The sequence below is a fragment of the Shinella oryzae genome, assembly GCF_023038235.1.
Taxonomy (GTDB): Bacteria; Pseudomonadota; Alphaproteobacteria; order Rhizobiales; family Rhizobiaceae; genus Shinella; species Shinella sumterensis.
The window spans coordinates 1662427-1689029 of the sequence record NZ_CP081988.1; the positions used below are offsets into that span (position 1 = coordinate 1662427).

The window sequence follows — 26603 nt, forward strand, 5'->3', positions numbered from 1 at the left end:
CTCACACTTTCTGGATTTCCGGCCGGCCAAGCAGGCCATAGGGGCGGAAGAACAGGAGAACGATGAGGAGTGCGAAGGCGAAGACGTCCTTGTAATCTGTGCTGACATAGCCGGCGAACAGCGCTTCCGTCAGGCCAAGCAGCACGCCGCCGAGCACGGCGCCTGGCAACGAGCCGATGCCGCCCAGCACAGCCGCAGTGAAGGCCTTGATCCCCATGACAAAGCCGATGAAGAAATTGAAAGAACCGTAGTTGAACGTAACAAGCACACCGCCGACGGCAGCCGTCGCGGCGCCGATGACGAAGACGGTGGAGATGATGCGATCTGTGTTGACGCCGAGCACGGCCGAGATGCGGATGTTCTGCTGGACCGCACGGCACTCGCGGCCGATCCGCGTGTAATTGATGACATAGGTCAGGATCCCCATGGCGATCAGTGAGGCGAAGAGGATTACGGTCTGCATGTAGGTGATCTGGGCGAAGTGGACGCCGTCACCGAAGCGGAACACGCCGCTGATAAGCGTAGGAACGCCCTGATCGCGCGCTCCTTGAGCAATCTGCACATAGCTTTGCAGCATCAGCGAGATGCCGATAGCCGAGATCAAGGGTGCGAGCTTGGTGGATCCGCGTAACGGCCGATAGGCGACGCGCTCGATGGCCCAGCCGTACACAGCGGTGATGGCGCAGGTGATGACCAGCACCGAGATCAGTGCGAAGGGCACGGACTGCACGCCGAAGAAGGTGAGGACGGCAAGCGCGATCGCGGCGATGTAGGCCGAGACCATGTAGACGTCACCATGGGCGAAGTTAATCATGCGGATAACGCCATAGACCATGGTGTAACCGACGGCGATCAGGCCATATATTGTGCCGAGCGTGATGCCGTTGAACAATTGCTGGACGAGGATGTAGGCATCCATACGCGGACCCCCTGAAAATAGGCGCGGAGAGCCGACCGGACGATAGCCCGGCCGGTATGAGCGGATCGCCCTTACTTCACAAGAACGGGGGTTCCCTTGTCGTCGAAGTTATAGAAGACGAACTTGAAGTCCTTGATATCGCCCTTCTCGTCCCAGCTGATCTTGCCGATGGCGGAATCGACCGTGTTGGCGCGCAGCCAGGAGGCCTGGGCATCGAGGTCTTCGCCGGCCTTCAGCGCTGCGACGACAGCCTGGGCATTGGCATAGCCGTAGAGCACATAGTTGGCGGGCGTGACACCGGCCTTGGTCAGTGCGTCCTGCACGCCCTTGGTCGAAGGGTCGGCGAGCGGGTCCGGGGTCGCGGAGTAATAGACATCCTTCAGGTTGGCCGGTCCGCCGGCGGCCGCGACCAGTTCGGCCTGGGCGAAGGCATCGCCGGTCACGAAGACCACGTCGACGCCCTGTTCCTTCAACTGGCGTACCAGCGGGCCGCCCTCCGGAATGAGGCCACCGAAATAGACGGCATTCGCGCCGGTGCTCTTGATCTTGGTAACGAGTGCGTTGAAATCGCGTTCGCCGCGCGTCAGGCCTTCATAAAGGACCGGCTCTACGCCGCGCTCTTCCATGGTCTTCTTGACGGCGTCGACGAGGCCCTGACCATAGGTGTCCTTGTCATGGATGAGGGCGATCTTGTCGCGCTTCAGCGTGTCGAGGATGAAACCGGCAGCGACGACGGCCTGCTGGTCGTCACGGCCGCAGCCACGGAACAGGTTGCCGAAGCCGCGGTCGGTCACGGTGGGATTGGTCGAGGACGGCGTCATTTCGAGGATGCCGGCGTCGTTGTAGATTTCGGAGGCCGGGATCGTGCTTGACGAGCAGAAATGGCCGATCACCGCCTGTACCTTGTCCTGGTCAACGAAGCGGTTTGCGACGGCCACAGCCTGTTTGGGTTCGCAGGCGTCGTCGCCCTTCACAAGCTCGACCTGCTTGCCGTTGATGCCGCCTGCGGCGTTCACCTCGTTCACATAGGTGGAAACGCCATTATAGACCTGCTCACCAAAAGTGGCGTTGGCGCCCGTATAAGGACCGGCGACGCCGATCTTGATGGTGTCGGCTGCAAAGGCCGGCGCAAGGAACAGGGAGGAGGCGATGGCGGTCGCCGCCAGGAACGTCGAAATCCGTGTCATGTGTGGGCTTCCCTCTGGTTAAGCCATGATCTCTTCACTGGGATGCGGTTCGTTCCGCATATCTTGTGATTGCAGGGGCAAATGCCGGCTTTCGGCCTGCGTCACCCCTGGAGGGCGGGATAACAGGAGACAGTGATGTGCCCATCCCGGTCTGCGCTCCACGCGCTTGTCGTGTGGAGACCGCTTTCAAGTTTCTTCGCCACTGCGGAGAGTATATGGCTGCCCCGCAGGCGGACCTGCGTAAGAAATTCCGTCAATCGACAAGCTGTCCTTGACGAAGTGGGGGCAATCAGGAGGCCGGAACGGCGCACAGAAATGCGGGTGATCCCGCGACGGCGAGCCGTGCGGCGGGATGGTTCGTCAAAGGACGTCTTGTCCTTTGATCGGCAGGGAAGGGGTCATGCCTTGGCCGTGGCGCCCGCAGGCTCTGCGAGCCGGGCCCGGTAGCGGTTGAGGCTTTCTTCCAGGTGGGCAGAGAGCGCCTGTTTCGCCGTCTTGGCGTCGCCTTGCGTTATCGCCGCGAGGATCGCGGCATGCTCCTTGTTGATCTTCTTCAGATAGGCATTGTAGGAGCGGCCGGACTGGCTGTGCTTGAGAACGAGATCGAAATTGATCTCGCCCATGACCGCCTCCAGAAAACGCGGGAAATGCGGGTTGCGCGTTGCTTTGGCGATGGCGAGGTGGAATTCGAAATCGGCGCGCGCCTCGACCTCGGCATCATCCGTATCGAGGTTTTCGATATTGTCAAAGGCGCGGGCGATCTCGGCCAGCGCCTCGGGCGTACGGCGCTGGGCGGCAAGCGCCACCGATTGCATCTCCACGCCGAGCCGCAGCTCCAGGATCTGCATGGCCGAGCGGATATCGTCGATGCGGCTGATTTCGAAATTCAGTGTTCTGGCGTCCTTCTCCGTCACGTAGGCGCCGGCGCCCTGGCGGGTGATGACGCGGCCCGCGACCTTCAGCGAGGTCAGGGCCTCTCGGATGACGGTGCGCGAAACGCCAAATTCCTCGCAGAGCTGCGCGCTTGACGGGATTTTTTCGCCCGGAGCATACAGTCCGGAATCGATACGCTCGGTCAGCTTGGCGACGACGATTTCACCGAGATTGCCGCGCTGCGTGATAACCGACATTCCGATACAGCCTCTGCCCTTAATCTTCTAATTTGTCACACATCATACGTCCCATCTCTCTTCAGGGGAAGGGTTCGGGGCCTGGAGGGCGGTGAGGATGGTCTGAAGGGGATGGGGAAGCTTCACCCCGTCCATCAGCTTAACCTGCGACCGGCAGGAATATCCCGTCGCCATCACCAGATCGACCCGACCTGGTGCGGCCAGCGCGGGCTTCCAGCTCATGGCATAGAGAGTTTCGGAAAGCGCGCGGTTGCGGACCTCGTGGCCGAAGGTGCCCGCCATGCCACAGCAGCCGACGTCGTCCACAACGAGCTCGATGCCGAGTTTATCGAAAATCGTCTTCCACTGGCCAACGGCCGCCGGTGCATTGGTGCGCTCCGTGCAATGGGCCATCAGGTGGATGCGCCTGCGCTGCCCGACCGCACCAGAGGGAAGGCGGTCGAGGATGGTGGTCAGCCATTCCTGCGGCAGCAGGACACGTCCCTTCATTCCGGTGCCGGAATACTCGCTGCGAAAGGTGAGGGTCATCGACGGATCAATGCCGACCAGCGGCACGCCGGCTTCCGCCAGCCCGTCAATGGCCGCAGCGGTGCGGCGGGCCACTTTCTCGAAGGCGCCGAGATAGCCATGCACATGCAGCGCCTTGCCATTGACCAGCGGCGGCGCGATGAGGGGAGCCAGTCCGAGCAGCCGCGCCACTTCCAAAGCATCGAGAAGCACCTGTGGGTCGAAATGCTCGGTGAAGGCATCCGGCACGAAGATGACGGTCTTGGCCCGCTCCCTTTCACCGAGGCGTGCGAGCAGGCCCCGCGTAGCGACGGGCACGTTTTGGGCCGCAAGTTTTCGGCGCAGCGATAGGGGTGGAAGAAGGGGCAGTGCGGTGAGGCCTGCGCGCCGCATAACGGCCTGGCCTATCTGGGATCCGGTAACGGCATTGTAGAATGGCCGCATCCGCGCCATCAGCGGCAGAGTGCTTTCGATGCCGGCGACCAGCGGGTCCTTTAGTGGCCGCAGGTAGCGCCCATAATAGAGCGCGAGGAACTTGGAGCGGAAGGCTGGAACACTCACTTTGACGGGACATTGCCCCGCACATGCCTTGCAAGCGAGGCAGTTGTCCATTGCCGCGCGCACTTCGTGGGAAAAATCCTCGCGATTGGCGGGACTGATGCTGTTCCACAGGCGGCGTACGATGCCAAACGGGTGTCGCCGAGTGGCCTCGCGGCGCGCGTCGACACCCTTTTCGGCAAGGCGCCGCAGCCATTCGCGCATCAGAGAGGCGCGTCCTTTCGGCGAGAATCGCCGGTCGCGCGTCCCCTTGTAGGACGGGCACATAAGGCTGTCCGCGTCGAAATCGAAGCAGGCGCCGTTACCATTGCAATAGGCCGCATTGTCGAAGGCCGCGCGGATGTCGTTGCCGATGTCACGGTCAAGCGAGCCCCGCAGTTGGACGGCGTCAATCTTCGGCAGACTGCGGCCGGCGAGCGCGACGATCTTGCCAGGATTGAGCTGCCCGAGCGGATCGAAGGCCGCCTTGATCTCCTGCAGGCGCGGATAAAGAGGTCCGAAGAATTCAGGCACATATTCCGAGCGCATGCCCTTGCCGTGTTCCCCCCAAAGCACGCCACCATATTTGCGCGTCAACGCCACGACGGTATCGCTGATGCGGCGCACCAGCACGGTGTGTTCGGGGCGGGTGAGATCAAGCGCCGGGCGCACATGAAGCACCCCGGCATCGACATGGCCGAACATGCCATAGGTGAGGCCGTCTTGATCGAGCGCCGCCCGGAACTCGCGGATATAGGCGGCGAGGTTTTCCGGTGGAACAGCGGTATCCTCGACGAAGGGCACCGGCCGCACCGGCCCCTCGACATTGCCGAGCAGGCCGACCGACCGCTTTCGCATCGTCCAAACTGCCTCGATTTCGGTTTTTCCTTGAGTAACCGTAAAACCTCTACGGCCAGCAAAGGGACGGTCTTGGAGGGCTGCCGTCACGCCGGAAAGCTTTTCGGCAAGTTCCTCGGACGTATCTGCCAGGATCTCCGTGATGTTGATGCCGTTGGCCGGTCCGTCAGCATCGTCGGGGAAAAAGGCGGCGATGTGCGGCCAGACGATATCGCCCTTGGCCAGCCGCAGCAATGTTTCATCGATCGTCTCAACCGAGGCGACACCGAGTGTGACGAGATTGCGGGCATCCTCCAGTGCCGCGTTGAAATTGTCGTATCTGATGTTGACGAGCGCGGCATGCGCCGGGATCGGCAGCAGGTTTAGTTCCGCCTCGGCGATCATCGCCAGCGTGCCCTCCGACCCGCAGAGCACCGCGTTCAGATCGAAAAGGCCGTCGTCGCGCCACAGATGGGCGAGGTCGTAGCCCGTCATGAAGCGATTGAGTTTCGGGAAGGTGCGCTCGATCTCGGCGCGATCGTCGTTGGCGATCCGAGCGAGGGTGCGGTGGATATCGCCAATCCGGTCACGCCGCGCCTGGAGCGCGCGCAATTCCTCTTCGCGTACCGGTCGGGAGAGGAAGTCGGTTCCGTCGGCCAGCACCACGCGCAGGCCAAGTACATGATTGCTGGTCTTGCCATAAAGGCAGGAGCCCTGGCCACAGGCATCGGTCGAGATCATGCCGCCGATCGTCGCCCGGTTGGAGGTCGAAAGCTCGGGTGCGAAGAACAAGCCATGCGGCGCCAGCGCCTTGTTGAGCTGGTCCTTGACGACGCCTGCCTCCACCCTTGCGATGCGGCGTACCGGGTCGATCTCCAGGATACGGTTCATATGCCGCGAACAATCGACAATGATGCCCGATGTCAGTGACTGGCCGTTCGTTCCGGTTCCGCCGCCGCGCGGGGCGATGCTGATATCGGCGAATTCCGGTCGGGCGAGAGACTTGGCTATGCTCTTGAGATCGTTGGTATTCCTTGGGAAAATGATGGCTGCCGGCTCCACCTGATAGATGGAATTGTCTGTAGCGAAGACCGTGCGCTCCGCCGGCGTTCGGCCGATCTCACCTTCGAGGCCCATGCCCGCGAGATGCGCGAGGAAGGCAGCAGCGGGTGAAGCGTCAGGGCGGGCTGCGGCAAGGCGAGGGATCATCTCGACATCCAAAAGGGGCTTGTGCTTCGTCTGAGTTGGCATATAAGTGATAACATGCCAATACGGCCACGCAACCCAAATCCCTGAGGTCCGAACATGAAGAGCCAGTCTGTTGTCATCGTCGGTGGCGCCTCGGGGCTCGGGCTCGTGACTGCCAGGTTGATGGTCGACCGCGGTGCTGCGAAGATCGGGCTCATCGATCGCAACGAGGCACTACTTGCCTCGTCTGCTGCGGAACTTGAAGCGATGGGTGCAGAGGTTGCGACCGCGGTCGCCGACATTTCCCGCGCCGAGACGGCGCATGGGGGCTTCGACGCGGTGGCGAAGAAGCTCGGCCGCATCCATGCGCTGGTCAACAGCGCGGCGATCTATCCGCGCAAGCCGATCCTCGAGATTTCCGACGACGACTGGGATCTCGAAAACGCCATCAACGTCAAGGGAACCTATCACATGATGGTGGCAGCGGTGCGCCATATGCGCCAATTCGTCAATGCGCCCGAGGTGACCGGTCGCATCGTCAATGTAACCTCGGTCGATGCCTTCAAGGCCCATCCGCAGAACGCCCATTACGCGGCCACCAAGGCTGCCGTCGTCAGCCTCACTAAATCCTTCGCGCAGGAATGTGCCGCAGACCAGATCCTGGTGAACTCGGTAGCGCCGGCCGGCTTCGCGACCGATCGCGCCAAGGAGCTCGGTTTCCTGCCGGAACTCGCCAAGGCGAGCGCGCTCGGCCGTGCCGCGGAACCCGTTGAGATGGCCGAGTGGATCGTCATGATGGCTTCCAGCCGCAACACCTATGCCACCGGCGAGAATGTCGTGATCAGCGGGGGCTACATCTATGTCTGACGCCTATCGTGTCGCCGTCGTCACCGGCGCCACCAGTGGCATCGGCAAGGCCATTGTGCCCATGCTGCGTGCTCGTGGCCTCACCGTCTATGCCGTCGGCCGTAATGAAGCGCAGCTTGCTGCGCTGGCAGCGGCAACCGGTGCTGTTCCCATTCAGGCCGATGTGCGCGACACCGCGCAAATCGCAGAAGCACTCAATGGCGTCGACGTCGACATCCTCGTCAACAATGCTGGGATTCTTTCGACCCGCGCGGCGTTCCAGGAGATTGATCCCGCCGAGATCGACGCGATGATCGACGTCAACTTGAAGGCGCCGCTGCATCTGACGCGCATCATGCTGCCGGATATGGTGGCGCGCAGGCGCGGCCACCTCATCTATATCGGCTCAAGCGGAGGCCAGGCGCCCTATCCGGGCATGGGTGCCTATGGCGCCTCGAAGGCCGGACTCAGCCTGTTCTGCGACAACCTGCGTTGCGACCTGCTCGGCACCTCCGTACGGGTAAGCGAGATCGTGCCGGGCCGCGTTCAGACCGACCTCTACCGAACATCGATTGCCGACAACCAGGCGCAGGCCCAGCTTTATGACGGCTACCGACCGATCCAGCCGGAACATATCGCGCGCATCGTCAATGATGTTATTGACCTTCCGGTCTATGTCGATGTCGCCCGCGTCGAAGTCTTCCCTACGGACCAAGCGACAGGCGGTGGTACAATGGTTAAATTTGAGGCACAGTGATGTCAGCGGGAGGAGCGGGCATGACCAGCAGGGCGTCTGAGGAACAGTGTCGGCCGGACCTCTTGCGGAACTATCGTCCCGTAGCTATCCGCTCTGTCGTCGCGGCGCATGCGATGATCCCGAAGCCGCGGCCGGAGGTTCATGCGGAACCGCCGGCATCCACGTCTGGCTTCAACCTTCCGCCCGGCTTTCATAATCCCGCCGAGGACTGACGTTTCATGGCATTCCCAAAGCCCCGGCTTGGCTTCATTGGTACCGGAACGATCACCGAAGCAATTGTGACGGGGCTCGTCTCAGGCGAGGAGCCGGCACCCGAAATTATCGTATCGCCTCGCTCCGCAAAAACCGCCGCGCATCTCGCAACGCTCTCGTCGCAGGTAAACGTGGCTGCCGACAACCAGCATGTGCTTGATGCCGCGGATATGCTCTTCCTTGCGGTCCGGCCTGATGTCGCCGAGGAGGTCGTGCGCGCCCTCCGCTTCCGTCCCAGCCAGCAAGTCGTCAGCCTGATTGCGACGATCGATCATGCAACCCTGCGCGAGATGATCGGCGTTCCCGTCAATCTCGTGCGTGCGGTGCCGCTGCCGTTCGTTGCGAGCCGCAGCGGCGTCACGACGATATTCCCGCCAGACCCGGACGTCGAAGCCTTCTTTTCTTCATTGGGAACGGCCGTCGCCTGCAAGACCATCGAGGAGTTCGACGTGCTCGCCGCGGCAAGCGCGCTGATGGGCTCTTATTTCGGCATCATGGACCACGTGGTCGGTTGGATGCAGTCAAACGGCCTGCCGCAGGAAAGTGCGCGAAAATATCTCGCACAGCATTTTCTGAGCCTCTCAACGGTCGCGTTTCGCGATCCATTGACGCCTCTGGTAGATCTCCGCCACGAGTATTCCACCAAGGGCGGACTGAATGAGCAAATGTTCGCGCAGTTCCGGGATAGTGGTGGTCTCGCTGCCCTGTCACGCGCGCTCGATGTAGTCTTGACCCGAATCCAAGCGCGCTGAGATTGGTTCGCCAAATTTCAAGCGATGAACGGCGGGCGCGGAACCGAAGTGCTTCACGTGCATCGGAAGGTTGGATAGGCGGGCACTCGGCCGCCATTGCCGTCGGGCCTGTTCGCTCTAACTCGAGATGGCGCAAACAGCGACAGCGCTGGTCGCGGGATCACTTGCCAATCGGCACCGCGATGAAACGCCGGTCCGTGCCCTCAAAGCCCATTGAATAAACCGAAACGATAGCGACCATACCAGCCGTCAAATCGGGAGAGAAGGAGGCGAGGCTATCGAATGGCGTAACGACCGCATAAAGCCTATACCCACGCGGGCAGCCACGGCTCTCTGGCACCGCTGAGTCGCGATAAACCTCGCTGGCCTTACCATTGACGGTCAAGGAAAGTGAAAAACCCGATACATGCTCCTCGCCCCATGCCGCGCATTTGGGCGGATCGACACCGTCCTCGATTGCCGACAGCGTGAGCTCATAGTCCTGCTCGGGATCAGCCATTTCGTGCCCGGGTCTGCCAAAGCGCAAACTGCGCACGTTGACGCCGAGTGCGCCATCCGCATTGAGGGCGGCAATATCGACAGGCTCGCCAATGTCGAGCTCGTTGAGTAGCGGCTGGGCTTGCGCGCGCACAGCGCCCAATGTCGAGGCAATGGTGCTCGCATCATTCTCGCCTACCACATGGAACGGCGCGCCCTTTACCCAGCTTTTCGTGTTGAGGTCGAGTACGTACAAATTGGCATACGCAAACCCCGAACCATCCTGGATGCCGAATTCCTCGTAGGCAAAATAGGAGCCGTTGGTAGAATAACCGATAAAGTCGATCCCGGCCCTGTCTCCGGCTGTGGCTGGCGCCATGAACAAGACCAGCAAAATGCCGGCAAGCTTGCAAATGTTGAACATCAATCCTGTACTCTACCGGACCACGAGCGGAAAATTAGGATGAAAACTGGAAACGGGCAAGCGGCAACACGCACCGGCGGCCGATAGCCGGCATTGTCGCGGCGGTGCCTTGCATGCGGAACCGGAAGAAATGCCTATGGGCCACTTCCGGTGGGCGGATTACGCCGGTCACCGGGCATGCGGATAGAGGGGATCTTTCAATTTGCTCCGCACGGTCGATATAAGCGATTCTCTCACGGTGGACGTCGCCGCAAACGGAATATCCAGATTAAGACTGTGGTCGATACGGCTTAGAATCAGCTCGTAATCTTGGTCCTGCCTACCGTTCACGATAAACCAGCTTACCCATTCCTGTATGGCTTCAAGATCGCTGCCGACCCCGTGGTCGCGAAGAACGAGCGCGCCGCTTATCGACCATTCCTGCTGGAGGTAGCCGATATAGTCATCGGTAGGCTCCATCCATAATCTCCTGTCTTCAGTTGCCCTGCGAGAAAGCTTGGTCCCCAGGGGATTGTCAATTATTGGCCAATTACTTTGTCTCCAGGCATTGAGATCATTTCCGTCGGCCGCTTTTGGTCACGAGGTACCCCAGGTTTCGCGGGTTGTCGTCTGGATCATAGCTTTCGCGGCCGCCAAGCCAATATACCTTACGGACTGTTCGGGACGCGGTCTTCTTTCAGCGGTTTTGCGCGGGACGTAAACCCAAACCTGCGAGCGGGTTGGTTATGACACGTTGCGGCAAGAGGATATTGAACAATGTATATTTTATGGTAATGGTGCGATGCCCGCTCGCAGAATGCGATCGGGAACTGGCCCTGACCGTTGGAAACGAAGATGATGTCCCGTATTGGAAAAGCCGCATTTCTTGGTTCTGTTATGCTTGTCTCGATTTTTGGCACGGCACATGCCGCGTCGAATTCCGGCGCGGTTAACATCCCCGATCCGGCTCCCGGATATGTGCTCGCAGACATCTGGGGGGAAAAGGGTGACGGCTCGGCGTCCTATGCGCTCGCGAACGCGAATGGCAGCAGCGATATCGTCAGTCTCTGGTACAACTATCACTTCGAGATTGCGGGCACGCCGTACTATACCGGCTTTACTGTTCTCGAACCGGGGGAGGGCAGTTCCGAGGAGGGATTGCTGTTTGGCCAGGCGACATATCGGCTCGACACGGATGGCGGAAAGTCCTTTTGGACGCTTTTCCATGGTCAGAACGACGTTGGTGAACTGCCCGGAGTGACGAAGGCGGAACAGGTCGACGACACCCGCGATCCGGTCCAGTACGTGACATCCAATCAGCACGTGGTGCTGGCCATCCCGACGACAATTTTTGAAGCCGGTGAAACGATCAACAATTTCACCATCTTCTCGTTCGACCCCGAGAAGAACGATCGCGGAGATTACAAGGGATGGGAGTATCTCGGTTCTGTGGCAGCCGGGGGAGAAAACAGCGCAAATTGCGGCGATGATCTCCCAACCCCTTGCGTCTCCAGTACCGGGAAGCTTTCCTTCGCTCCGCCGGTGTCCGGGACCATGCCGGTCATCCGCGTGGATATGAGCGGGACGCAGGTGGAGGGGCCCGGCAAGACCAAGACGCTGGGTGCCAACGATGCCGTGGACTATACATTCGATGAGAATACCCGGCAGTATCAACAGCCCGCCGGAAACTGAGTGACCGGGAACGCATCGCCAATCATCAGAACTGGTTCCGGGGCATTTGTTCCAGCCAATTTACGACATGTGACATGCGGTTCGTCGAGGTGCCACGTGTCAAGACCGCTTCCATGCCCGGACATGGTCAGGGCATGTCGGCTGGATCTCTGCATTCAGACGGGGCGAAGACGATGATTCCGTCAGATGTTGAAGGTGGGAGCAAATGGTGAACTCTGACGGTCCTCTGCAAAAATTCGCTGGAGTGAAGCTTGCCGGGACGGGAAGAGCCTTGCCGACGCGAGCAGTCTCGTCAGCGGAACTCGACCGATTGCACGGTTTCGATCCCGGTTATCTGCAGTCGGTCACAGGCGTGGCGAAGCGCTATGTTTGCGAGGCTGAAGACCAGATCGAGCTCGGCAGGCAGGCTGCGGTCAAGGCGCTGGATGCGGCCGGCTTGCGCCCGCAAGATCTCGACATGATCATTTGCGCTAGCGCCGTTCCCTACCAACCCATTCCAGCGACTGCACCTGCAATCCAGCGAGCGCTCGGCATTGACGACGGAACGTGCTTTGCCACCGATGTGAACAGCACCTGTCTCAGTTTTCCGGTCGCCTTGAACTTCGCATCCGGCCTGCTTCAGGGTGGGGTCTACAACAACATTCTGATCGTTTCATCCGAGATCGCCTCGCGGGCACTTCCCTGGAAGGAGGCCCCCGCCGTGGCAGGATTGTTTGGAGACGGCGCGGCGGCGGCGGTCCTAAAGCGTGATGACAAGGCAGGCATCGTGGCGTCGCGTTTCACCACGCTGTCGTCCGGCTTCGAGGCCTGCGGCCTTGCATCCGGCGGCACGCGGTTTGATTTTCATAAGGAATTCGAACTCTTTTCAAAGCACAGTCTGTTCATGATGGACGGAAAGGAGCTTTTTCGCCTGACGGCAAGGGATTTCGGGGCTTTTGTCGATCGGCTTCTGGCGACTGCAGACACAGGCAAGGATGAGATCGATCGCGTGATCGCCCATCAGGCAAGTCCAGGCGCCCTCGCACATATGACGCGGCTATGCGCGTTCAGGCAGGAGCAGGTCATCGATATCTCTGCGGAGGTCGGCAACCAGGTCGCGGCATCCATTCCGTTCGTTCTGGACTACGCTTTTGAGCACGATCTGGTGCGCGAGGGAGACAGGATAATGATGCTTGGAACCTCCGCCGGAGTCTCTTTCGGCGGCCTTGTGATGGATCTCTAGTTCATGAGCCGCTACCTCGTCACGGGAGCCACCGGATTTCTCGGCGGAGCGATCGTCCGTCGCCTGCGCGAGGACAGAGAACACGTCATCGCCATGGGACGGAACAGGAACAAGCTCGACGCGCTTCCGCTTGAAAACCAAAAACGCAGGGTTTCGCTGGACCTTGCGACCATGGACCCGATCGAACTCGCAGCGACGATAGGCGGCCTGGATTGCATCATTCATTGCGCCGGGCTGTCCTCTCCGTGGGGACGCAGATCCGAATTCGAATATTCCAATATTCGCGCGACCGAAAAGATCATTGCGGTGGCGAAAGCGTGCGGCGTTCGCCATTTTATTCATGTCTCAACGCCGGCGATTTATTTTCGCTTTCGAGATCAATGGAACGTCGCCGAAGACTGCACATTGCCGCGGCCCGTGAATGAATATGCCCGCAGTAAAGCCCTTGCGGAGCGTCTCGTCCTCGAAAGCGGTATCCCCTCTACAATTGTCCGTCCTCGCGGATTTTACGGCCGAGGCGACACCTCTTTGCTTCCAAGGCTGATAAGCGCGGCGAAAGCGGCTCCCTTGCCTCGGTTCCGCGATGGTCGGGCGGCAACCGATATCACCCATGTCGATGACGTCGTAGATGCCATCATGACGATCGCCAGAAGAAGAGAAGACGCGGTCGGGGAAATCTTCAACGTGTCAGGTGGTGAAGCAATCTCCATCGAACACATTGTCGAGCGGGCCGCCCGCGCGAGTGGCGTGGTGCCCGTCTGGCGGAACTTGCCGCTCGTTCCCGCCCGGTTGGCTGTGCGAACGGGTGAATTTCTTGCGAGCCTGAAGCCAACACGACCCGAGCCTCGCGTCACATCCTACTCCTTAGGGATTTTTGCGTTCTCGCAGACGCTGGACCTATCCAGGATCAATCGGCGTTTGCAGTGGAGGCCGGGCATCTCGTGGGAGGAGGGCTTTGCCCGGACGTTCCCCGGCAAAGCGATGGATCGGAGGAAAGGGTGATGTCGCCACTGTCTCCACGGTTTTTTACCACATCGTTTCTGCCCGTCCGTGAGCGCCTCGTCCTGAAAGGAGGCCGATGGCGTAAGACCGATCTGCGTGTGCGTGTGGGTTACTTCCACCATGAAACAACGGGGCACAGCCTGATTGACACCGGCTATTTCAACGCCGGGACCCTGCAAGGATTAAAAAAATCGGCGTTCCTTGAGATTTATCGGGCGCTGCTGAGTCCTTCCACGCTTGCCAACGACCGTTTGTCTATCGGCCTGGCGCGCTTTGGCGTTACCACAAAACAGATACAAACGATCCTCATCACTCATTTTCACGCGGATCACATCGGTCGGCTGCATGATTTTCCGGACGCGAAGATCATGTGCTCCCGAAAAGCCTGGACCATCTACAGGAGCAATTCACGCATCAAGAATGCCTTGTCAGGTGTTTTCGATGTTCTCGTCCCGGACGATATCGACAAACGCCTTGCCTTCTTCGAGGATCACCCCGTTGCCAATGCACCGGGGGCGCTTGGGAACGGCTATGACCTTCTCGAAGATGGTTCGCTGCTTGCGATCGATCTTCCGGGGCATGCGGCGGGCCATGTGGGGTTTTGCTTTCCACGACTGCCGGTTCCTCTCTTCTACGCGACGGATAGCCAGTGGCTTATCAAGGCAATCCTTGAAAACCGTGCGCCCGGATTTCCTGCAAGTCTTGTCGGTGCTGACCGCGAAGCCCTCCGATCAAGCATGAGGAAAGTCGAGGCCTTCGTCAAAGATGGCGGGGAGGTGATGCTGTGTCACGACCCGAATGGCCACCCCTATGATCTCGACGCGGAACTGGAGGCGCGATCATGAGCCTTGCCGCCGCACTGCAATCTTACCTTAGGACAAGATCTATCAGCCGATTTATCGGCAGGCGTTCCGACTTCCGAGCCTGGCAGGCAAGACGGCTTGAGCAATGGCTGCGGAACGACATCCACAGGGTCGAAGCATTTCGGGCCTTCGCCGGCAGCACTCCAACTCTTGAAGACATACCGCTTATGGAAAAGTCAGTCCTCATGGCGGACTTTTCCCGATACAACGTTCCCCGGATTACCAATGAGCAGGGCTGGCGCGCTTTCGAGGGAGATCGTCGGATCGGCGATCTCATTGCCGGCGCCAGCACCGGAACGAGTGGCAACCGTGGCCTGTTCGTTATCTCGCAGGCGGAGCGTTTTGCCTGGCTGGGTGCGATCCTGGCGAAGGCGTTGCCGGATTTTTGGCGTCATCGGGACCGGATAGCGGTTTTGCTGCCAATCGATACACCTCTCTATACGAGCGCCAATCGCACCCGCATCCTCACATTGCGCTTCTTCAATACCAGCGCGCCTCTCGCCGAACATCGATCCGATTTGCTCGCGTTTGATCCCACGGTTTTGATCGCACCGCCGCGGGTCCTCAGGCAGATCGCCGAGATGGATATGGGTATGGCTCCACGACGGGTCTTTTCCTGCGCTGAGAAGCTTGAGAGCTTCGACCGAGGGCTCATTGAAACGGCATTTCGCGTTCCCCTTCGGGAAATCTACATGGCGACCGAAGGGTTGCTCGCCGTCACATGCGCGCACGGCAGGCTTCATCTCGCCGAAGACTGCATGCACTTTGACTTCGAGGAGAAAGCGGGCGGTCTCTCTGTGCCGATCATCAGCGATTTCAGCCGGAGAACGCAGATCATGGCCCGATATCGGTTGAACGACCTGGTGCGCCTGAGCTCTCATGCATGTCCGTGCGGATCTCCGCTTCAGGTGGTCGATGAAATAGTCGGCCGCGAAGATGATATCTTTTATCTGGGTGGCGATGGTGAGCGCCTGGTTGAGCTCACGCCGGATATCCTGCGGAACGCCATTGTCGATTCGGACCGATGCATTCTCGATTTCAAACTTGTGCAAACAGGTCGAAACAATCTGATATTGCATCTGCCAGCCGCCGTGCCTGCGTTGGTGCGTGAAATGGCGCACGAGAATCTGGGCTTGCTGCTCCAAAGGCACATGATCGCGCGGACCGATATCCAAATGACGGATCTGATTCCTGAGCCGGGCAAAAAACTCAGGCGCGTTACGCGGCAATGGCGTCCGAGCGACGGCGACCCGCGGCGCTGGTCTTAAAAAGAAAGGCATGGAAGCCATGGGATTTTTTCAAAATCTCAATTTCTCATCTGCAAACGAAGACGGTGAAACGGAACTCAGGGCCCTCGCCGGCGCGAGAAGGATCGTATGCCTGACGGGGTCTGGCACACGGCCTCTCGACATGCTGCTATCGTCGGCAGAGGAGGTGGTGGCGCTCGATATCAACCCGGTCCAGAATGCGCTGCTGGAGTTGAAAATCGTGGCGATCCGCAGCCTCGAGTACGAAGATCTTCTGGCATTTCTCGGCATTGCAAAGAGTACGTCGCGCCTTTCGGTCTATCATGAGCTAAGGCTAGCGTTGTCGTCCGCTAGCCAGATGATCTGGGACCAGAAACGGCAGATGATCAAAGCGGGCATATGGCATGCGGGCAAGTGGGAAAAGCTGTTGCTTTGGAACTCACGTTTTCTCAAACTCTTGCGAGGACGCGATATTCAGCAACTGATGCGGGCCCCGGATTTGGAAACACAGGCCCGTCTGTGGGAGGCGAAGTTCGCCAATAGCAAATTGCAAACCGCGCTGGAAATGATCGGTCGCGACTGGATATGGCGATGGGTGATGCGCGAGCCCGCCGGCGAATTTCTGCCGCCGCCGCAAGAAGTGGGCAAGCGGCTGAATGACGACTTCAGCAGAGCAGCCCGAACCTTCCTTTTTCGTGAAAGCGATTTCGCGGCGCTCATTTTCAATGGCCGGCATGATGCCGATGGTGCCTTGCCCGTTCATTTACGCCGAGAAAACTACGACTTGCTCAGAAGTCGGCTCGGGAGCCTGCGGATCGTCGAAGGCGGCTTGGCGGATCTTCCGAATTTGCACCTTGGGCAGTTTGATGGTTTTTCTCTTTCCGATTTCGGCTCATACAGCAATCGCGAATTTTATGAGAAATGCTGGAAAGGGATCCTGGCTGTTGCAGCGCCGGAGGCCCGATACTGTGAGCGGATTTTCATGAACGATCTGCCGCTGCCATTCGAGACGGTAAGCATCGACGGGCCGTTTTCAGCCGCGTTGTCTTCGTCCGACAAGGCCATCATCTATCGCATCCGCACCGGACAGATTCATGGTGCCGGCGATGGTTGACGAGTGCCGAAACGAGATGGCGCGGCGTTACGTTTCGGCATTCGCAGGGGCCGGCTCCGGCGCCTATATCCGCAATCTGAGGACAATTGTCACATGTCATCAGTGGGGCGGTGCCTTGCTGCCGATGACGATCAACGACGGTGAACCTCAGGACACGTTCGTTTGCTCGCCTTGGGTCGGCTACATCGATTACACGAGGGAGGAGCTTTCACGCTTTCCGAACCCAGCGCTCGTTCCGGCACTGAAAGCGGTTATCGCTTGCGTCGCCAAAGTGCTGAAGTTTGCCGAGATCGACAAGATCGTTCATATCAACAACTGGATGATGTCGACGAACCTTCTGCCCAGTCTCGACTGTAATCTTGTCTCAGCTGAGACAAGGGAACTCACCTTGCGGTTCCCGAACCATTTTCTTGCAATCCGGTCATTGACCGGGCGGCGGCATCGACCGCTCATGATGTCGCTTGAGGCTGAAGGCTGGGTGCTTCTTCCCAGCCGCCAGATTTTCATCGCCGACGATATCGGTTACCAGATGACGCGGCGGCGTGACCTGAAGCGGGATGAAGCGTTGTGGAAACGTTCTTCGTTCCGTTACGAGGAGTTGGAGACCATCGGTCAACGGGATGCCGAACGCGTCGCAGAGCTCTACGCGATGCTGTATCTTGAGAAATACTCCTTTCTGAACCCAGCCTACACGGCCGATTTCATCATGATGAGCCACGAGATCGGTATGATCCGATATCTTGTCCATAGGGATCAGGATGGCCTGATCCAGAGTTTTGTCGGTCTTCACAGGCTTGGCGGCGACGCAACTGTGCCACTGATGGGCTACAACACCGCGCGTGAACAAGAGGCCGGCCTCTATCGGTTGGGCTTTCACGCCGGCACCCGGTGCGCTGCGCAGCAGGGGCTGAGTCTCAACATGTCGTCGGGCGCCACGGGCTTCAAGATGTCTCGGGGAGCGTCAGCCGAAATAGAGTATACCGCTTTCTATTTCAGGCACCTGCCTTGGGTCCGTCGTATTCCGATGCGGGTTCTGGCCGCGGTTGCGCACGGCATTGGTATACCTATGCTGAAGAAGTATCAGTTATAACAGCGTCGACGGAGCGCTGACGTGGCTGGCCGCCAGCGACCGGCGCCAACGAAAAGCATGAGCATGATTGTGCTCGTTTGTCGGCCGCAATCGGACGGCTGTTCGAAGCGGATCAACGCTCGCACAACCGTCGCATTCAGCGAAATGATCTTGAAAATCCTGCGAGCGGACGCGCCGTTTCGCCGGATGTGTAAGCAGGGGCAATTCGCGCATCCGCCAACCTGTTGCGATCCTATCGGCGGCCTATTTTCTAGTCTGAAAATACACCCCGGAAAATCGCCCGTTGAACCCGCAATAAGGTGGGCTAGCGGCATCCTTCGATGGCGGGATCTCGTCGAGGCCCAGTGTTGCCCCGCCGCGCGAAGCAGTAATGGTCCATGCGCCATCGTCGGTTTCAACAGCGATTTTAGCCTCACCATTGACAAGAGGGCCTTCACCTCCGGCTTCGCAGAGCCAGCGGGCGCTTTGCGGATCGGCAGCATTGCCATCGAATGTCACACGGTTTTCAGGCGATTCGTCGAGGGTGACGGTGCCGGCAGCGTTCTCCCACCGGCCGGATAGTCCCGAAGCGGGACGAGCGACGATGGATTCGAGAAACTTCGCACGGAACTGAAGTGAGTCGGATATGTCGTCCTTCTCGACCCTACCATCCCTCGCTTCCGTCGCAAGTTCTTGAGCAGTGTTAAACCAGCGTTGATCGCTTCTGAGTGCCTTGGCGCTTTCGGGATCCAACTCCTTTAGCAGACGGCTGTAGGCCGTCGCGACGCGCGTATCTAAAGCATGCAAATCGGGATCGGCGCAGATCGCTTTTTCGATCGGGGTTTGCGCCTTTTTACAGTTGATCCCTTCCGCGCTGGCCGAGGATGCGAGGCCTCCGGCGGCGATCATCAAAATAACAGGAAAATAAATCCGCTTCCCCATACTCGTTGCGTCTCCTTGAAACGACCCACCGTGATTTTCGTCATGCCGGGCGCGATATTTCGCGGTCGGCCCGGCCCATATCTTCATCTTCGGCCAACTGGCGTAACGTTGCGTGTGGTCGAAGGCGAGCGCCTCCTTGTGTCAGTCTTTGCCCTTGCTTTCGTCGTTTGGCATATCTTCATATGTTTCGAGGGTGAAACCCTGCGTGCTGGTCCCCGTCAGCTGTCCACCCTTGCAAACATAACGGCGGCGATCATAGCTGTAGTCGTTCCTGATCTTCCGCTCCTGGGGAAGCTCGGTTTTAGATAGCCAGCCGTACTGGACGTCATAGGTGACCAGCTGAGGGCCTTCCACGACCGGTTTATGTGTGAGCACGACTTGCTGCCGATCGGCGGACGCTTGCGGCTTTGCGGCTTCGGCGAGATCGTTCCGATAGATGCTGTCCAGAAGGTTATGGCACGCGTCGATGTTGGGAAGCGTCTTTTCCATAAAAATTGTGGGCGGCAACTGCCCGCTGGCATGGGCGGCTTCCGCACCGAGCATCGCGAGCCAAAAAATGAGAATGGCTGATCTGAAAGAGCCCGGCGATATCGCTGCTGAAAACTTCATATCGCAGGCGATTAGCACGATTGTGAACGGCGTTCAATTGTCGTCTTGGTTTTCTCGTGCTATGAGTGCTTATGGGAAGACGTTCTGATCATTCTAGGTCGGAAATCGCGCAGATGTTGATTTCCGAAGGACACAAACACATGGCCGAAGTCGGTTTCATGCGGTTTTCCGCGCGCGAGGTTTCGAAGCGCATCGGCTATTCGATAGGCACACTCTACAATGTCTTCGGCACCTATGATCATTTCATAGCGGCCGTGAATACACGGACTTTCGAGCAGTGGGCGAATGAACTGCGATACGCGCTCGCAGACTGCGAGGGCGACAGGATCCAGTGTCTGGTGGAGAACTACTTTTCCTTTGCAAGGAATAACCGAAACTTGTGGCGCGCGATCTATGAGCATCACATTCCCGATGATTTCGTGATGCCGGAGGAGCAGGGTGCACAACGCGCCAAGCTGACGGAGGTTGTGGTGCAGGAAGTTGCCAACGCCTTGCCTCCGGCGAGGAAGAACATGGCGCCGCGCCTGGCGCGTTCATTGATCGCCACGGTCCACGGCCACTGTACCTTCGATCTCAGCGGTAGTTTTTCGTTGATGGGGTTGGATGGGGCGGTCGAAATGGCACTGGAACGAGTGCGTGATTCCTTGAAGATGGCGGATGGCGTGAACAACGGTCACTGAGCTAAGATCTGGATTGAATGCCAAACAGATAATATCAACGCCGCTCTGCGTGTCGACGATTGGAAAAGGCGAAGGAAATGCTGCGTAGAATTTTTATCCTGATCTCACTTGTCAGTTTGGTCGGAACGGCGCATGCCAACGACGTGTATATATATGAACTCCTAAAGGAACCTGGTTACGCCCAAACGTGGAAGCGATTGTTGAAATCGGAAAGAAAGGTTCCGGGATGGTTGAGTGACGAAAACCGCTTCGTGGCCAATCCCGAAAAAAAGCAAACCGTAGGCTCCACGCAATACTCCATCAGCGTTGTTGCCAAGCAACATGCAACGAACGAAGGCGTGGCGGCGATCCTCTTCACTGAAGACGGACAGAAGGCATGGGCGAAGATTGTGGAAGAAGGAAGAAAGCCCCGCTACCTTGGTGCTCCGTCAAAAGAGCAGATCGACTTGCTGGATAAGGCTCTTGATGAATAGGTGGCCTGACGGACTGTAGCAATGATGACCGGCCCGGGACAGCGCAGAAGAGGAAGCGTCGCGGCAACAGTCCTGTGGAACGCTGACAAGACCCGTAGCGAACAGGAAATCTCTGATTTGTCTATTGCGTCCGAGCCTCTTGGACGGAAGCATGACGTTACGAAGCGGTTGTAATAAAATCCACCGATATCCAGATATCGGGCAGACAAGCCGACTTTTACTGACCTGAAGCTCTCGGTCGGAACCGAGACATCGCAAACTTCGTCCGCAAAGACTCGCGCCAGGACGCTGTTCTGCCCCTAAGAAGCCTCGGTGTTGCCGATCACAGTGTCAATCGGCTCGGAATGTTGACCCCTTATCGGCGTCCTGTATTCCGCGCCGAAACACAAGCAGCGGGCTGTTCCGTGCTTCCCGTGAATGCGCCTACGTGCTGGCGAAGGGACGACCGCCGCTCCCTGCGCAACCTATCTCTGATGCATCTCCCGAATGGGTCTATACCGGCAACAAGCTGCATCCGACGCAAAAGCCGGTCGAGGTGCTGGAGCCGCTTATCCGCACCTATTGCCCTGCGGGCGGGCTGGTACTTGATCCGTTCTGCGAGTCGGTTTCGACTTTGGTTGCGGCGAATGCGTGTCGGCGCGATTATCTCGGCATCGAGCTTGACGCCGGTCACGCTGCCATGGCGCGGGCGCGCATCCGCTATCCGTCGTGGCTACCTTGGGCCTACTCTTGCCCCTTGGCATCAAGAGCTGCAAGGTCGTCCTTGAGGCGTACCGGCAAATCCATTCTGTCATGGAGAAGGCTCATGACACCGAGATCGCCGTTATCCAGTTCCCGAAAGAAGATGTAATGGCGCTCGTACCGGCTGAAGTACGCCTTGCGCGTGATGTCGGACGGAACCGCCAGCTTTTGCGGGAGGCGACGCCAGATAAGGCGGTTTTCGCAGAGGCGCTGCAAATGTGCATGAAGTCCACGGATGTAGGTCTCCGCCTGCGCCTCGCCCCATGTGTCCAGGGTGTCGCGCCAGATTTTGTCTTGCGCGGCGTCGGCGCGGGGATAGAAGCGATAACCGGCCACAGTTAGCTGCGCTTGTTGCGGCGGATGACATCCTCGGCGGAAACGGCGATGAACTCGCTGTCATCCGCGCGCATGGCAGGAGCCAGTTCCCTTTGAAGGGCGTCCCATGCTTCATCGCGGGTTTGCAGGTCACGGCGGATCAGCGCGCGGATGTATTCGCTCGCGTTCTCATAGAGACCTTCATCCCCGATCTGCTGCTGGATGTGATCTTGCAGCGCGCCGCTGACCTTCACATGAATGCTGCCTGATGGCATGGCGCATACCCTTTCCTTGTCCATTAATTATGGGTACCGTGACAAATATTGTCAATATTCATCACGGCATGTGGCCCGTGTTGGGCCGATGAGCCTCCCACTCAAGCAGTCAGGCTTGAATGCGCAGCCGCTTTTTCACCGTCCTAAGGGCAGCCGCCGCTGCGTGCGTAACCGACGTCCGATGTATCATCCGAATGGAATCTATACCGAAAACAAGCTGCATCCCACGCAAAAAACGGTGGAGGTGCTGGAGCAGCTATCCGCACCTATTGCGCGGCTGTCGGACTGGTGCTTGACGCGTTCTGCGGGCTGGCGTCTTGAAGTTCTTGCAAAAAAATGTGCTATTTTCAGGAAGTGGCGTGCCACGGGGGTGAAATGCTTCCAGACCCCGGCGCAGTCCGCCGCTATTTGTGCCACAGACATTTCCCCAGGCGGCTCGTAGAAACTGCGTTCCACCGCGCGGTCGCTCTTTTAGCTTCTAATAAATGACAACCTCGGCTCTAGAAGTCGTAATGTCCTCACTCCTATAGTGTAAACTGGAAAAACGGCTCTGAACGCTATTCCGCTTAGATGACGCTGAAACCTTAGGGGTCAGCCCCTCGGCGCGCGGAAAAGACAACCCCTCCAGCCGAGGCTCCGCGCTGCGCTCGTGCGCCCGCACCAACCGGACCATTCCACGGCGGCGACATTCGTTCCCCATGTCATCGCCAGCGAGATAGGCAGGATGAGATAGAAGCGATGCGCCAGCACCGCTCCGAACTTCCATCCACGTTTCAGCAACGTCTTGGAGGTAATAGTGATCAGCACCGCGCCAACGCCGGCAGCGACGCTTGCCAACAGTCCGATCCATGCGTTTCGGCCGAATGATGCAAAGCCGCTTCCCTGCAGGGCGGCAAAGCCCAAAATGGCGCAGCCAACCAAAATACCGAAGCACACCACCACCCGCAGCGCTGGCGGCCGCTCGCCGGTCAGCGCCAGCGAGATCACGACGGCCAGGATAGGGCCGATACCGATCTCGATAGCGCCGACGATGGCCGGCTCTATCAGCTTCAGGGCTTAGAAGAAGCTCAGGAAGGTAAACGCCGTGGCAGCGTTGAGCAGTAGCAGCGGCGTCCATGCCTGTTCTCCGACGCCTTGGCGCGATAGGGTAAGGAAAAGTGCTGCGGTGAGCGAGAAGCTAATCAGGACGAAGAGAGGTGACGGAATATCCGAAAGCCATGTGCCGAACATCACCTTGCCTATTGCTTGTAGCAGGACGGCCAGAACGATCACGATACGGCCGAAGTTCGCTGAAAATGCTGTATTCATTCAAATCTCACCTTTGAGGGGTAGCCCTTACATGCAAAGGTGAGGCTTGTCTCGTCGTGTAAACCCTAAACGTCACGCGACATCCTCGTGAAGCCATGCTTAACTCGGTTTCAGCCGCCTAGTGATCAGAAGGGAGTTTTCCACCCTGCACACCCTTTCCATCGATGATGTTCTAGCCCTTCGAGACTTTCCGATTATCTGCGGGCCCCAGTTCGAGTTCGACCCGCATGGGACGAGACTGGCTTTTTGCGTTCCCAAGAGCCTCAAGGATGCCACCCGGTTCTTTCTGAGTGCCCTTGGCCGTGGCGAAGGCGAGCTCGGTATCCTCGACTTGGATACTTCCGAATATCGGTCCCTACCTGCCCCGGACAAACTCGGTGTCCTATCGCCAGTATGGTCTCCAGATGGATCAACAATTGCCGTAGCGGCTACTGACGGTTCGTTTATTCGGCCGGCCGTCATCGATGTGGCGTCTGGAAAGATGCGCGTATTGATCGAGCGCAACCTCCCTTTACCTGGCACCCGCACTTTCTTCCAATGGCTCGACAACAGCACACTTGCTTGTGAGCTAACGGGCAAGAACAGGCCTACCTTGTGGCTGGACATCGAAAAACGCGGCGCTGTCGCCAGCGCCAAGGCATGGGAAAAAGCGTGGGCAGGGCGAGAACCGACGGCAAGTCGACTCACCAGCGATCAACCGGCAGCCGAGTTCGAAACGATAGAGCTATGCTCCCTAAACGTTGAGACGGGTCAGTATGAAATCTTCTCGCGCGACAGTGACCTGCCGGCACGAATGGAGAGTTTCCGCGATCGTCCTGAACGAGAATTTCCCCCACGCTGCGTTGGTTTCGGAAAAATCGTTCCCCCCGAGAGCGTTCTCGTCGCCAGCCATCCCGAGACGGATCAGTCCATCTACCTCGTGCGATCCGATGATGCGACGCGTGTAATCAGACTCACCGCGGGGGAGGCGAGCACCGTCTTTGAGACGGACACGCATATGGGCGAAGTCATCCCCTCCCGAACACAGGTTCTGCCGTTTAAAACCTCGGCAGGGCAGGATGCAAAACTTCGATGTATTCTTCCGCCCGACTACAAGGAAGGGGAAAGGCGGCCTGCCGTTCTCTGGGTATATCCAGGTTTCACCGTTGGCGATGACCTCGCTCATCGGCAGCACCTCATCAATGAGCCTGGCTGCTTCAACCTGCATCTCCTTGCTGCGCATGGCTTCGTCGTCATCATTCCCAGTATGCCGGTCGAAGACGAGCGTCGTGGCGGCCGCGAACTGGCCGACTGTCTGATGGACTCTGCTCTTCCCGCTTGCGAAGCAGCCATCGACGCCGGTTACGTCGATCGCAAGCATGTCCATGTCGCGGGGCATAGTCTCGGTGGCTGGGCTGCGTTGATGCTTTTGACCAAGACGCCGTTTTTTCGATCTGGCATCGCCATGGCCGGCACAAGCAACCTGTTGTCTCTGACCGATGATGTTCGGTTTCGCTACGACTCAATACCGGACGACAGCCGACAAGCAGGGACGGCGGAAAACTACTATCTCACGGAGCCGCCGTGGAGAACGCCTGACCGGTACATCCGCAACAGCCCGCTGTTTTCGGTCGAGAACATTTCGGCGCCGGTACTCATGCTTCATGGCGATCAGGATTACGTGGAGATTGGCCAATCCGAACAGATGTTTGCCGCTTTAAGATTACTCGGGAGAAAAGCGGAGCTCGTGCGATATTGGGGAGAAGCGCACGTTTTCGAAAGCCCGGCCAATATCGAGGATGCATGGCGCCGTATATTGAGTTGGCTGGACCAGTCCAGTCCCGCACTGTCACTCTAGCTGATCGGACTCCGTTCAGCGCCGCGTAGTTTATTGCCAAGGAAATCCTACAGTCCGTCTGACAACCCTCGAAGCGGTTCCTGACAAGGTTTTTAAACCGACTGCGGGATTTCGCGACAAGGAGTATGCGCAATTTGAGATCAAAGAAGAAAATTCTCGATACTCACATTTCGGAGTTGATGAAGTCCGCTAGCGTACCGGGCCTGTCGATTTTCATTGCCGAAGGCGGATCGGAGGAGATTCGCGCCTTTGGAGTTCGAAGTATAGAGACGGGCGCGCTAGTTAACAGCGCCACCGTTTTCGAAGCCGCGTCCCTGAGCAAACCGGTCGTCGCACACGTTGCGCTCCAACTCGCGGATGATGGCAAGCTTGACCTGGATGAGCCGCTATCCCGACTTGCTGGCCCACTGGTGCCTCTCGATCCCGCTTCGGCAACCATCACAGCGCGGCATGTCCTCTCCCATACCACCGGACTACCAAACTGGCGTCACAGCGATGTTCCTCTGCGAACCTATTTCCCTCCCGGCTCTCGGTTCAGCTATTCCGGCGAGGGATTCGTGTACCTTCAGTCGGCTCTCGAAAGCCTGGCTGGCGATCCTCTCGACGTCATCGTTCGGAGGCGTGTTTTCGAGCCGCTTGGGATGAGAAGCTCAAGCTTCATCTGGCGAGACAGCTTCAATGACAATGCCGCCTTCGGCCACGATCGGGAGGGAAACATTGAAGACAAGTTCAAACCGGATCGGGCGAACGCGGCCTTCTCCCTCCACACGACAGCTGGAGACTATGGAAAGTTCGTCGTTGCAGCGATGGACGGGGCTTTGTTGTCGGAGAGGGCGGCTCGTCTATGGATGGAGCCACAGGTTCCAACACCAAATGGGCGGTTTGAAGCGTTGGAGAGCACCCCGCCGGACACGGAGACCGGAGTGTACTGGGGCTTAGGTTGGGGCTTGGAACCAGACGTGAAGACATTCTTCCACTGGGGCGCGAACCCAGGGATGACTTCTTTCGTTCTGGCGACGCCTGCAGGGCGGAACGCCTTCGTAGCATTCATGAACAGCGACCTGGGACTGAATATCGTTCCCGGCATCGTCGAACGCATCATGCCAGGTCAGCACCCTGCGCTTTCGTGGCTCGGGTTATCGCGGTAGCCCTCCAGAAAGATCTGAAATATCTTGCGGACAGCTCCGGCTTGTTTCGGAAAACCCGGCTGGCCATAGGGAGACATCCTTTCCCGGTTCGGATTGGAGCCGACCGGTACCGTGTCGCCCGATGGCCGTCAGCCGATTCCGATGCCGTAATCACGGGCCGGCGTCGATCTGAAGTCCGGAATTTTTTGTCCGTTCCGGTACCCGAGCGGTGCCAGCAGGTTTTCGCGGGCGGACGAAGCTGTTATCGCGACCATTGCAGTCAGCTCCCAACGTT

Annotated in this window: 27 protein-coding genes and 1 pseudogene; 16 read left to right on the forward strand and 12 right to left on the reverse strand. The window is 58.6% G+C overall.

The genetic code is table 11. The features are described 5' to 3' along the window. Position 1 precedes the first annotated feature (1 nt). The 4 genes from K6301_RS23935 to ydiJ all read right to left on the reverse strand — a co-directional run bounded on the left by K6301_RS23935 (position 2) and on the right by ydiJ (position 6326). A complete protein-coding gene (locus K6301_RS23935; protein WP_247221326.1) occupies positions 2–919 on the reverse strand; it encodes an ABC transporter permease subunit in 918 nt (305 codons plus the stop codon). Positions 920–990: 71 nt separating this feature from the next. Next, a complete protein-coding gene (locus tag K6301_RS23940; RefSeq protein ID WP_247221327.1) occupies positions 991–2106 on the reverse strand; it encodes an ABC transporter substrate-binding protein in 1116 nt (371 codons plus the stop codon). Between the two features lie 398 nt (positions 2107–2504). Continuing rightward, entirely contained in the window at positions 2505–3236 is a 732-nt protein-coding gene (locus K6301_RS23945; RefSeq protein WP_247221329.1) for a FadR/GntR family transcriptional regulator, read from the reverse strand. Between the two features lie 42 nt (positions 3237–3278). Beyond that, on the reverse strand, positions 3279–6326 hold the full coding sequence (gene ydiJ, locus K6301_RS23950) for a D-2-hydroxyglutarate dehydrogenase YdiJ (protein WP_247221330.1): 3048 nt from the start codon (positions 6324–6326) through the stop codon (positions 3279–3281). 96 nt (positions 6327–6422) lie between these two features. Between ydiJ and K6301_RS23955 the strand changes: the two genes are divergently transcribed. The 3 genes from K6301_RS23955 (at position 6423) to K6301_RS23965 (ending at position 8912) form a co-directional block, all read left to right on the forward strand. Then, positions 6423–7172: an SDR family NAD(P)-dependent oxidoreductase gene (locus tag K6301_RS23955; protein WP_247221331.1), complete on the forward strand. Its 750-nt coding sequence runs from the start codon at positions 6423–6425 to the stop codon at positions 7170–7172. Next, the gene (locus K6301_RS23960) at positions 7165–7908 is read left to right on the forward strand and encodes an SDR family oxidoreductase (protein ID WP_247221332.1); all 744 of its coding nucleotides are present in this window, start codon (positions 7165–7167) and stop codon (positions 7906–7908) included. Before K6301_RS23955 ends, K6301_RS23960 begins: the two co-directional genes overlap by 8 nt. A 218-nt stretch (positions 7909–8126) precedes the next feature. Next, positions 8127–8912 carry a pyrroline-5-carboxylate reductase gene (locus K6301_RS23965; RefSeq protein WP_247221333.1) on the forward strand — a complete coding sequence of 262 codons (786 nt, stop codon included), beginning with the start codon at positions 8127–8129 and terminating at the stop codon, positions 8910–8912. 160 nt (positions 8913–9072) lie between these two features. On the opposite strand, the gene K6301_RS23970 is transcribed toward K6301_RS23965, so the two are convergent. Both K6301_RS23970 and K6301_RS23975 read right to left on the reverse strand, forming a co-directional pair. Next, positions 9073–9813 (reverse strand): DUF2259 domain-containing protein, encoded by a 741-nt coding sequence (locus K6301_RS23970; RefSeq protein WP_247222508.1) that lies wholly within the window; start codon positions 9811–9813, stop codon positions 9073–9075. A 168-nt stretch (positions 9814–9981) separates the two neighbouring features. After that, entirely contained in the window at positions 9982–10272 is a 291-nt protein-coding gene (locus K6301_RS23975) for a hypothetical protein (RefSeq protein ID WP_247221334.1), read from the reverse strand. 375 nt (positions 10273–10647) lie between these two features. Here K6301_RS23975 and K6301_RS23980 point away from each other — a divergent pair, with 375 nt between their 5' ends. The 7 genes from K6301_RS23980 (at position 10648) to K6301_RS24010 (ending at position 18022) form a co-directional block, all read left to right on the forward strand. Next, positions 10648–11484, forward strand: a complete 837-nt coding sequence (locus K6301_RS23980) for a hypothetical protein (protein WP_247221335.1) — start codon at positions 10648–10650, stop codon at positions 11482–11484. A 205-nt stretch (positions 11485–11689) separates the two neighbouring features. Then, complete coding sequence (locus K6301_RS23985) at positions 11690–12706, forward strand: 3-oxoacyl-ACP synthase III family protein (RefSeq protein WP_247221336.1); 1017 nt, start codon at positions 11690–11692, stop codon at positions 12704–12706. 3 nt (positions 12707–12709) lie between these two features. Next, positions 12710–13708 carry an NAD-dependent epimerase/dehydratase family protein gene (locus tag K6301_RS23990; protein ID WP_247221338.1) on the forward strand — a complete coding sequence of 333 codons (999 nt, stop codon included), beginning with the start codon at positions 12710–12712 and terminating at the stop codon, positions 13706–13708. After that, the gene (locus tag K6301_RS23995; RefSeq protein ID WP_247221339.1) at positions 13708–14553 is read left to right on the forward strand and encodes an MBL fold metallo-hydrolase; all 846 of its coding nucleotides are present in this window, start codon (positions 13708–13710) and stop codon (positions 14551–14553) included. The genes K6301_RS23990 and K6301_RS23995 overlap by 1 nt, the downstream gene beginning before the upstream one ends. Continuing rightward, positions 14550–15839, forward strand: a complete 1290-nt coding sequence (locus tag K6301_RS24000) for a F390 synthetase-related protein (RefSeq protein WP_247221340.1) — start codon at positions 14550–14552, stop codon at positions 15837–15839. Before K6301_RS23995 ends, K6301_RS24000 begins: the two co-directional genes overlap by 4 nt. Before the next feature lie 10 nt (positions 15840–15849). Continuing rightward, positions 15850–16932, forward strand: a complete 1083-nt coding sequence (locus K6301_RS24005) for a DUF3419 family protein (protein ID WP_247221341.1) — start codon at positions 15850–15852, stop codon at positions 16930–16932. Then, on the forward strand, positions 16913–18022 hold the full coding sequence (locus tag K6301_RS24010) for a hypothetical protein (RefSeq protein WP_247221342.1): 1110 nt from the start codon (positions 16913–16915) through the stop codon (positions 18020–18022). The genes K6301_RS24005 and K6301_RS24010 overlap by 20 nt, the downstream gene beginning before the upstream one ends. Before the next feature lie 243 nt (positions 18023–18265). Here K6301_RS24010 and K6301_RS24015 read toward each other — a convergent pair whose 3' ends face one another. Next, positions 18266–18943 (reverse strand): lysozyme inhibitor LprI family protein, encoded by a 678-nt coding sequence (locus tag K6301_RS24015; RefSeq protein ID WP_247221343.1) that lies wholly within the window; start codon positions 18941–18943, stop codon positions 18266–18268. A 141-nt stretch (positions 18944–19084) separates the two neighbouring features. After that, entirely contained in the window at positions 19085–19552 is a 468-nt protein-coding gene (locus K6301_RS24020) for a hypothetical protein (protein ID WP_247221344.1), read from the reverse strand. A 140-nt stretch (positions 19553–19692) separates the two neighbouring features. Between K6301_RS24020 and K6301_RS24025 the strand changes: the two genes are divergently transcribed. The 3 genes and pseudogenes from K6301_RS24025 to K6301_RS25050 all read left to right on the forward strand — a co-directional run. Next, the gene (locus tag K6301_RS24025; RefSeq protein ID WP_247221345.1) at positions 19693–20232 is read left to right on the forward strand and encodes a TetR/AcrR family transcriptional regulator; all 540 of its coding nucleotides are present in this window, start codon (positions 19693–19695) and stop codon (positions 20230–20232) included. 77 nt (positions 20233–20309) lie between these two features. Then, the gene (locus K6301_RS24030; RefSeq protein WP_247221346.1) at positions 20310–20705 is read left to right on the forward strand and encodes an Ivy family c-type lysozyme inhibitor; all 396 of its coding nucleotides are present in this window, start codon (positions 20310–20312) and stop codon (positions 20703–20705) included. 427 nt (positions 20706–21132) lie between these two features. Beyond that, a pseudogene (locus K6301_RS25050) lies at positions 21133–21378 on the forward strand (DNA methyltransferase); the annotation flags it as partial. 50 nt (positions 21379–21428) lie between these two features. Here the strand turns inward: K6301_RS25050 and K6301_RS24040 are convergent. Beyond that, entirely contained in the window at positions 21429–21782 is a 354-nt protein-coding gene (locus K6301_RS24040; RefSeq protein ID WP_247221347.1) for a type II toxin-antitoxin system RelE/ParE family toxin, read from the reverse strand. Between the two features lie 2 nt (positions 21783–21784). Beyond that, the gene (locus K6301_RS24045) at positions 21785–22036 is read right to left on the reverse strand and encodes a ribbon-helix-helix domain-containing protein (RefSeq protein ID WP_247221348.1); all 252 of its coding nucleotides are present in this window, start codon (positions 22034–22036) and stop codon (positions 21785–21787) included. Here K6301_RS24045 and K6301_RS24050 point away from each other — a divergent pair. Continuing rightward, the gene (locus K6301_RS24050; protein WP_247221349.1) at positions 22035–22478 is read left to right on the forward strand and encodes a hypothetical protein; all 444 of its coding nucleotides are present in this window, start codon (positions 22035–22037) and stop codon (positions 22476–22478) included. The genes K6301_RS24045 and K6301_RS24050 overlap by 2 nt on opposite strands. 149 nt (positions 22479–22627) lie before the next feature. Here the strand turns inward: K6301_RS24050 and K6301_RS24055 are convergent, their stop codons facing one another. Together K6301_RS24055 and K6301_RS24060 are read right to left on the reverse strand one after the other, a co-directional pair. Beyond that, a complete protein-coding gene (locus K6301_RS24055) occupies positions 22628–23023 on the reverse strand; it encodes a hypothetical protein (RefSeq protein WP_247221350.1) in 396 nt (131 codons plus the stop codon). A 69-nt stretch (positions 23024–23092) separates the two neighbouring features. After that, positions 23093–23344 (reverse strand): hypothetical protein, encoded by a 252-nt coding sequence (locus tag K6301_RS24060; protein WP_247221352.1) that lies wholly within the window; start codon positions 23342–23344, stop codon positions 23093–23095. A gap of 481 nt (positions 23345–23825) precedes the next feature. Between K6301_RS24060 and K6301_RS24065 the strand changes: the two genes are divergently transcribed. Beyond that, entirely contained in the window at positions 23826–25181 is a 1356-nt protein-coding gene (locus K6301_RS24065) for an alpha/beta hydrolase family protein (RefSeq protein WP_247221353.1), read from the forward strand. Positions 25182–25306: 125 nt separating this feature from the next. Continuing rightward, positions 25307–26329, forward strand: coding sequence for a serine hydrolase domain-containing protein (locus tag K6301_RS24070; protein WP_247221354.1), 1023 nt, complete (start codon positions 25307–25309; stop codon positions 26327–26329). Positions 26330–26603: the final 274 nt, after the last annotated feature.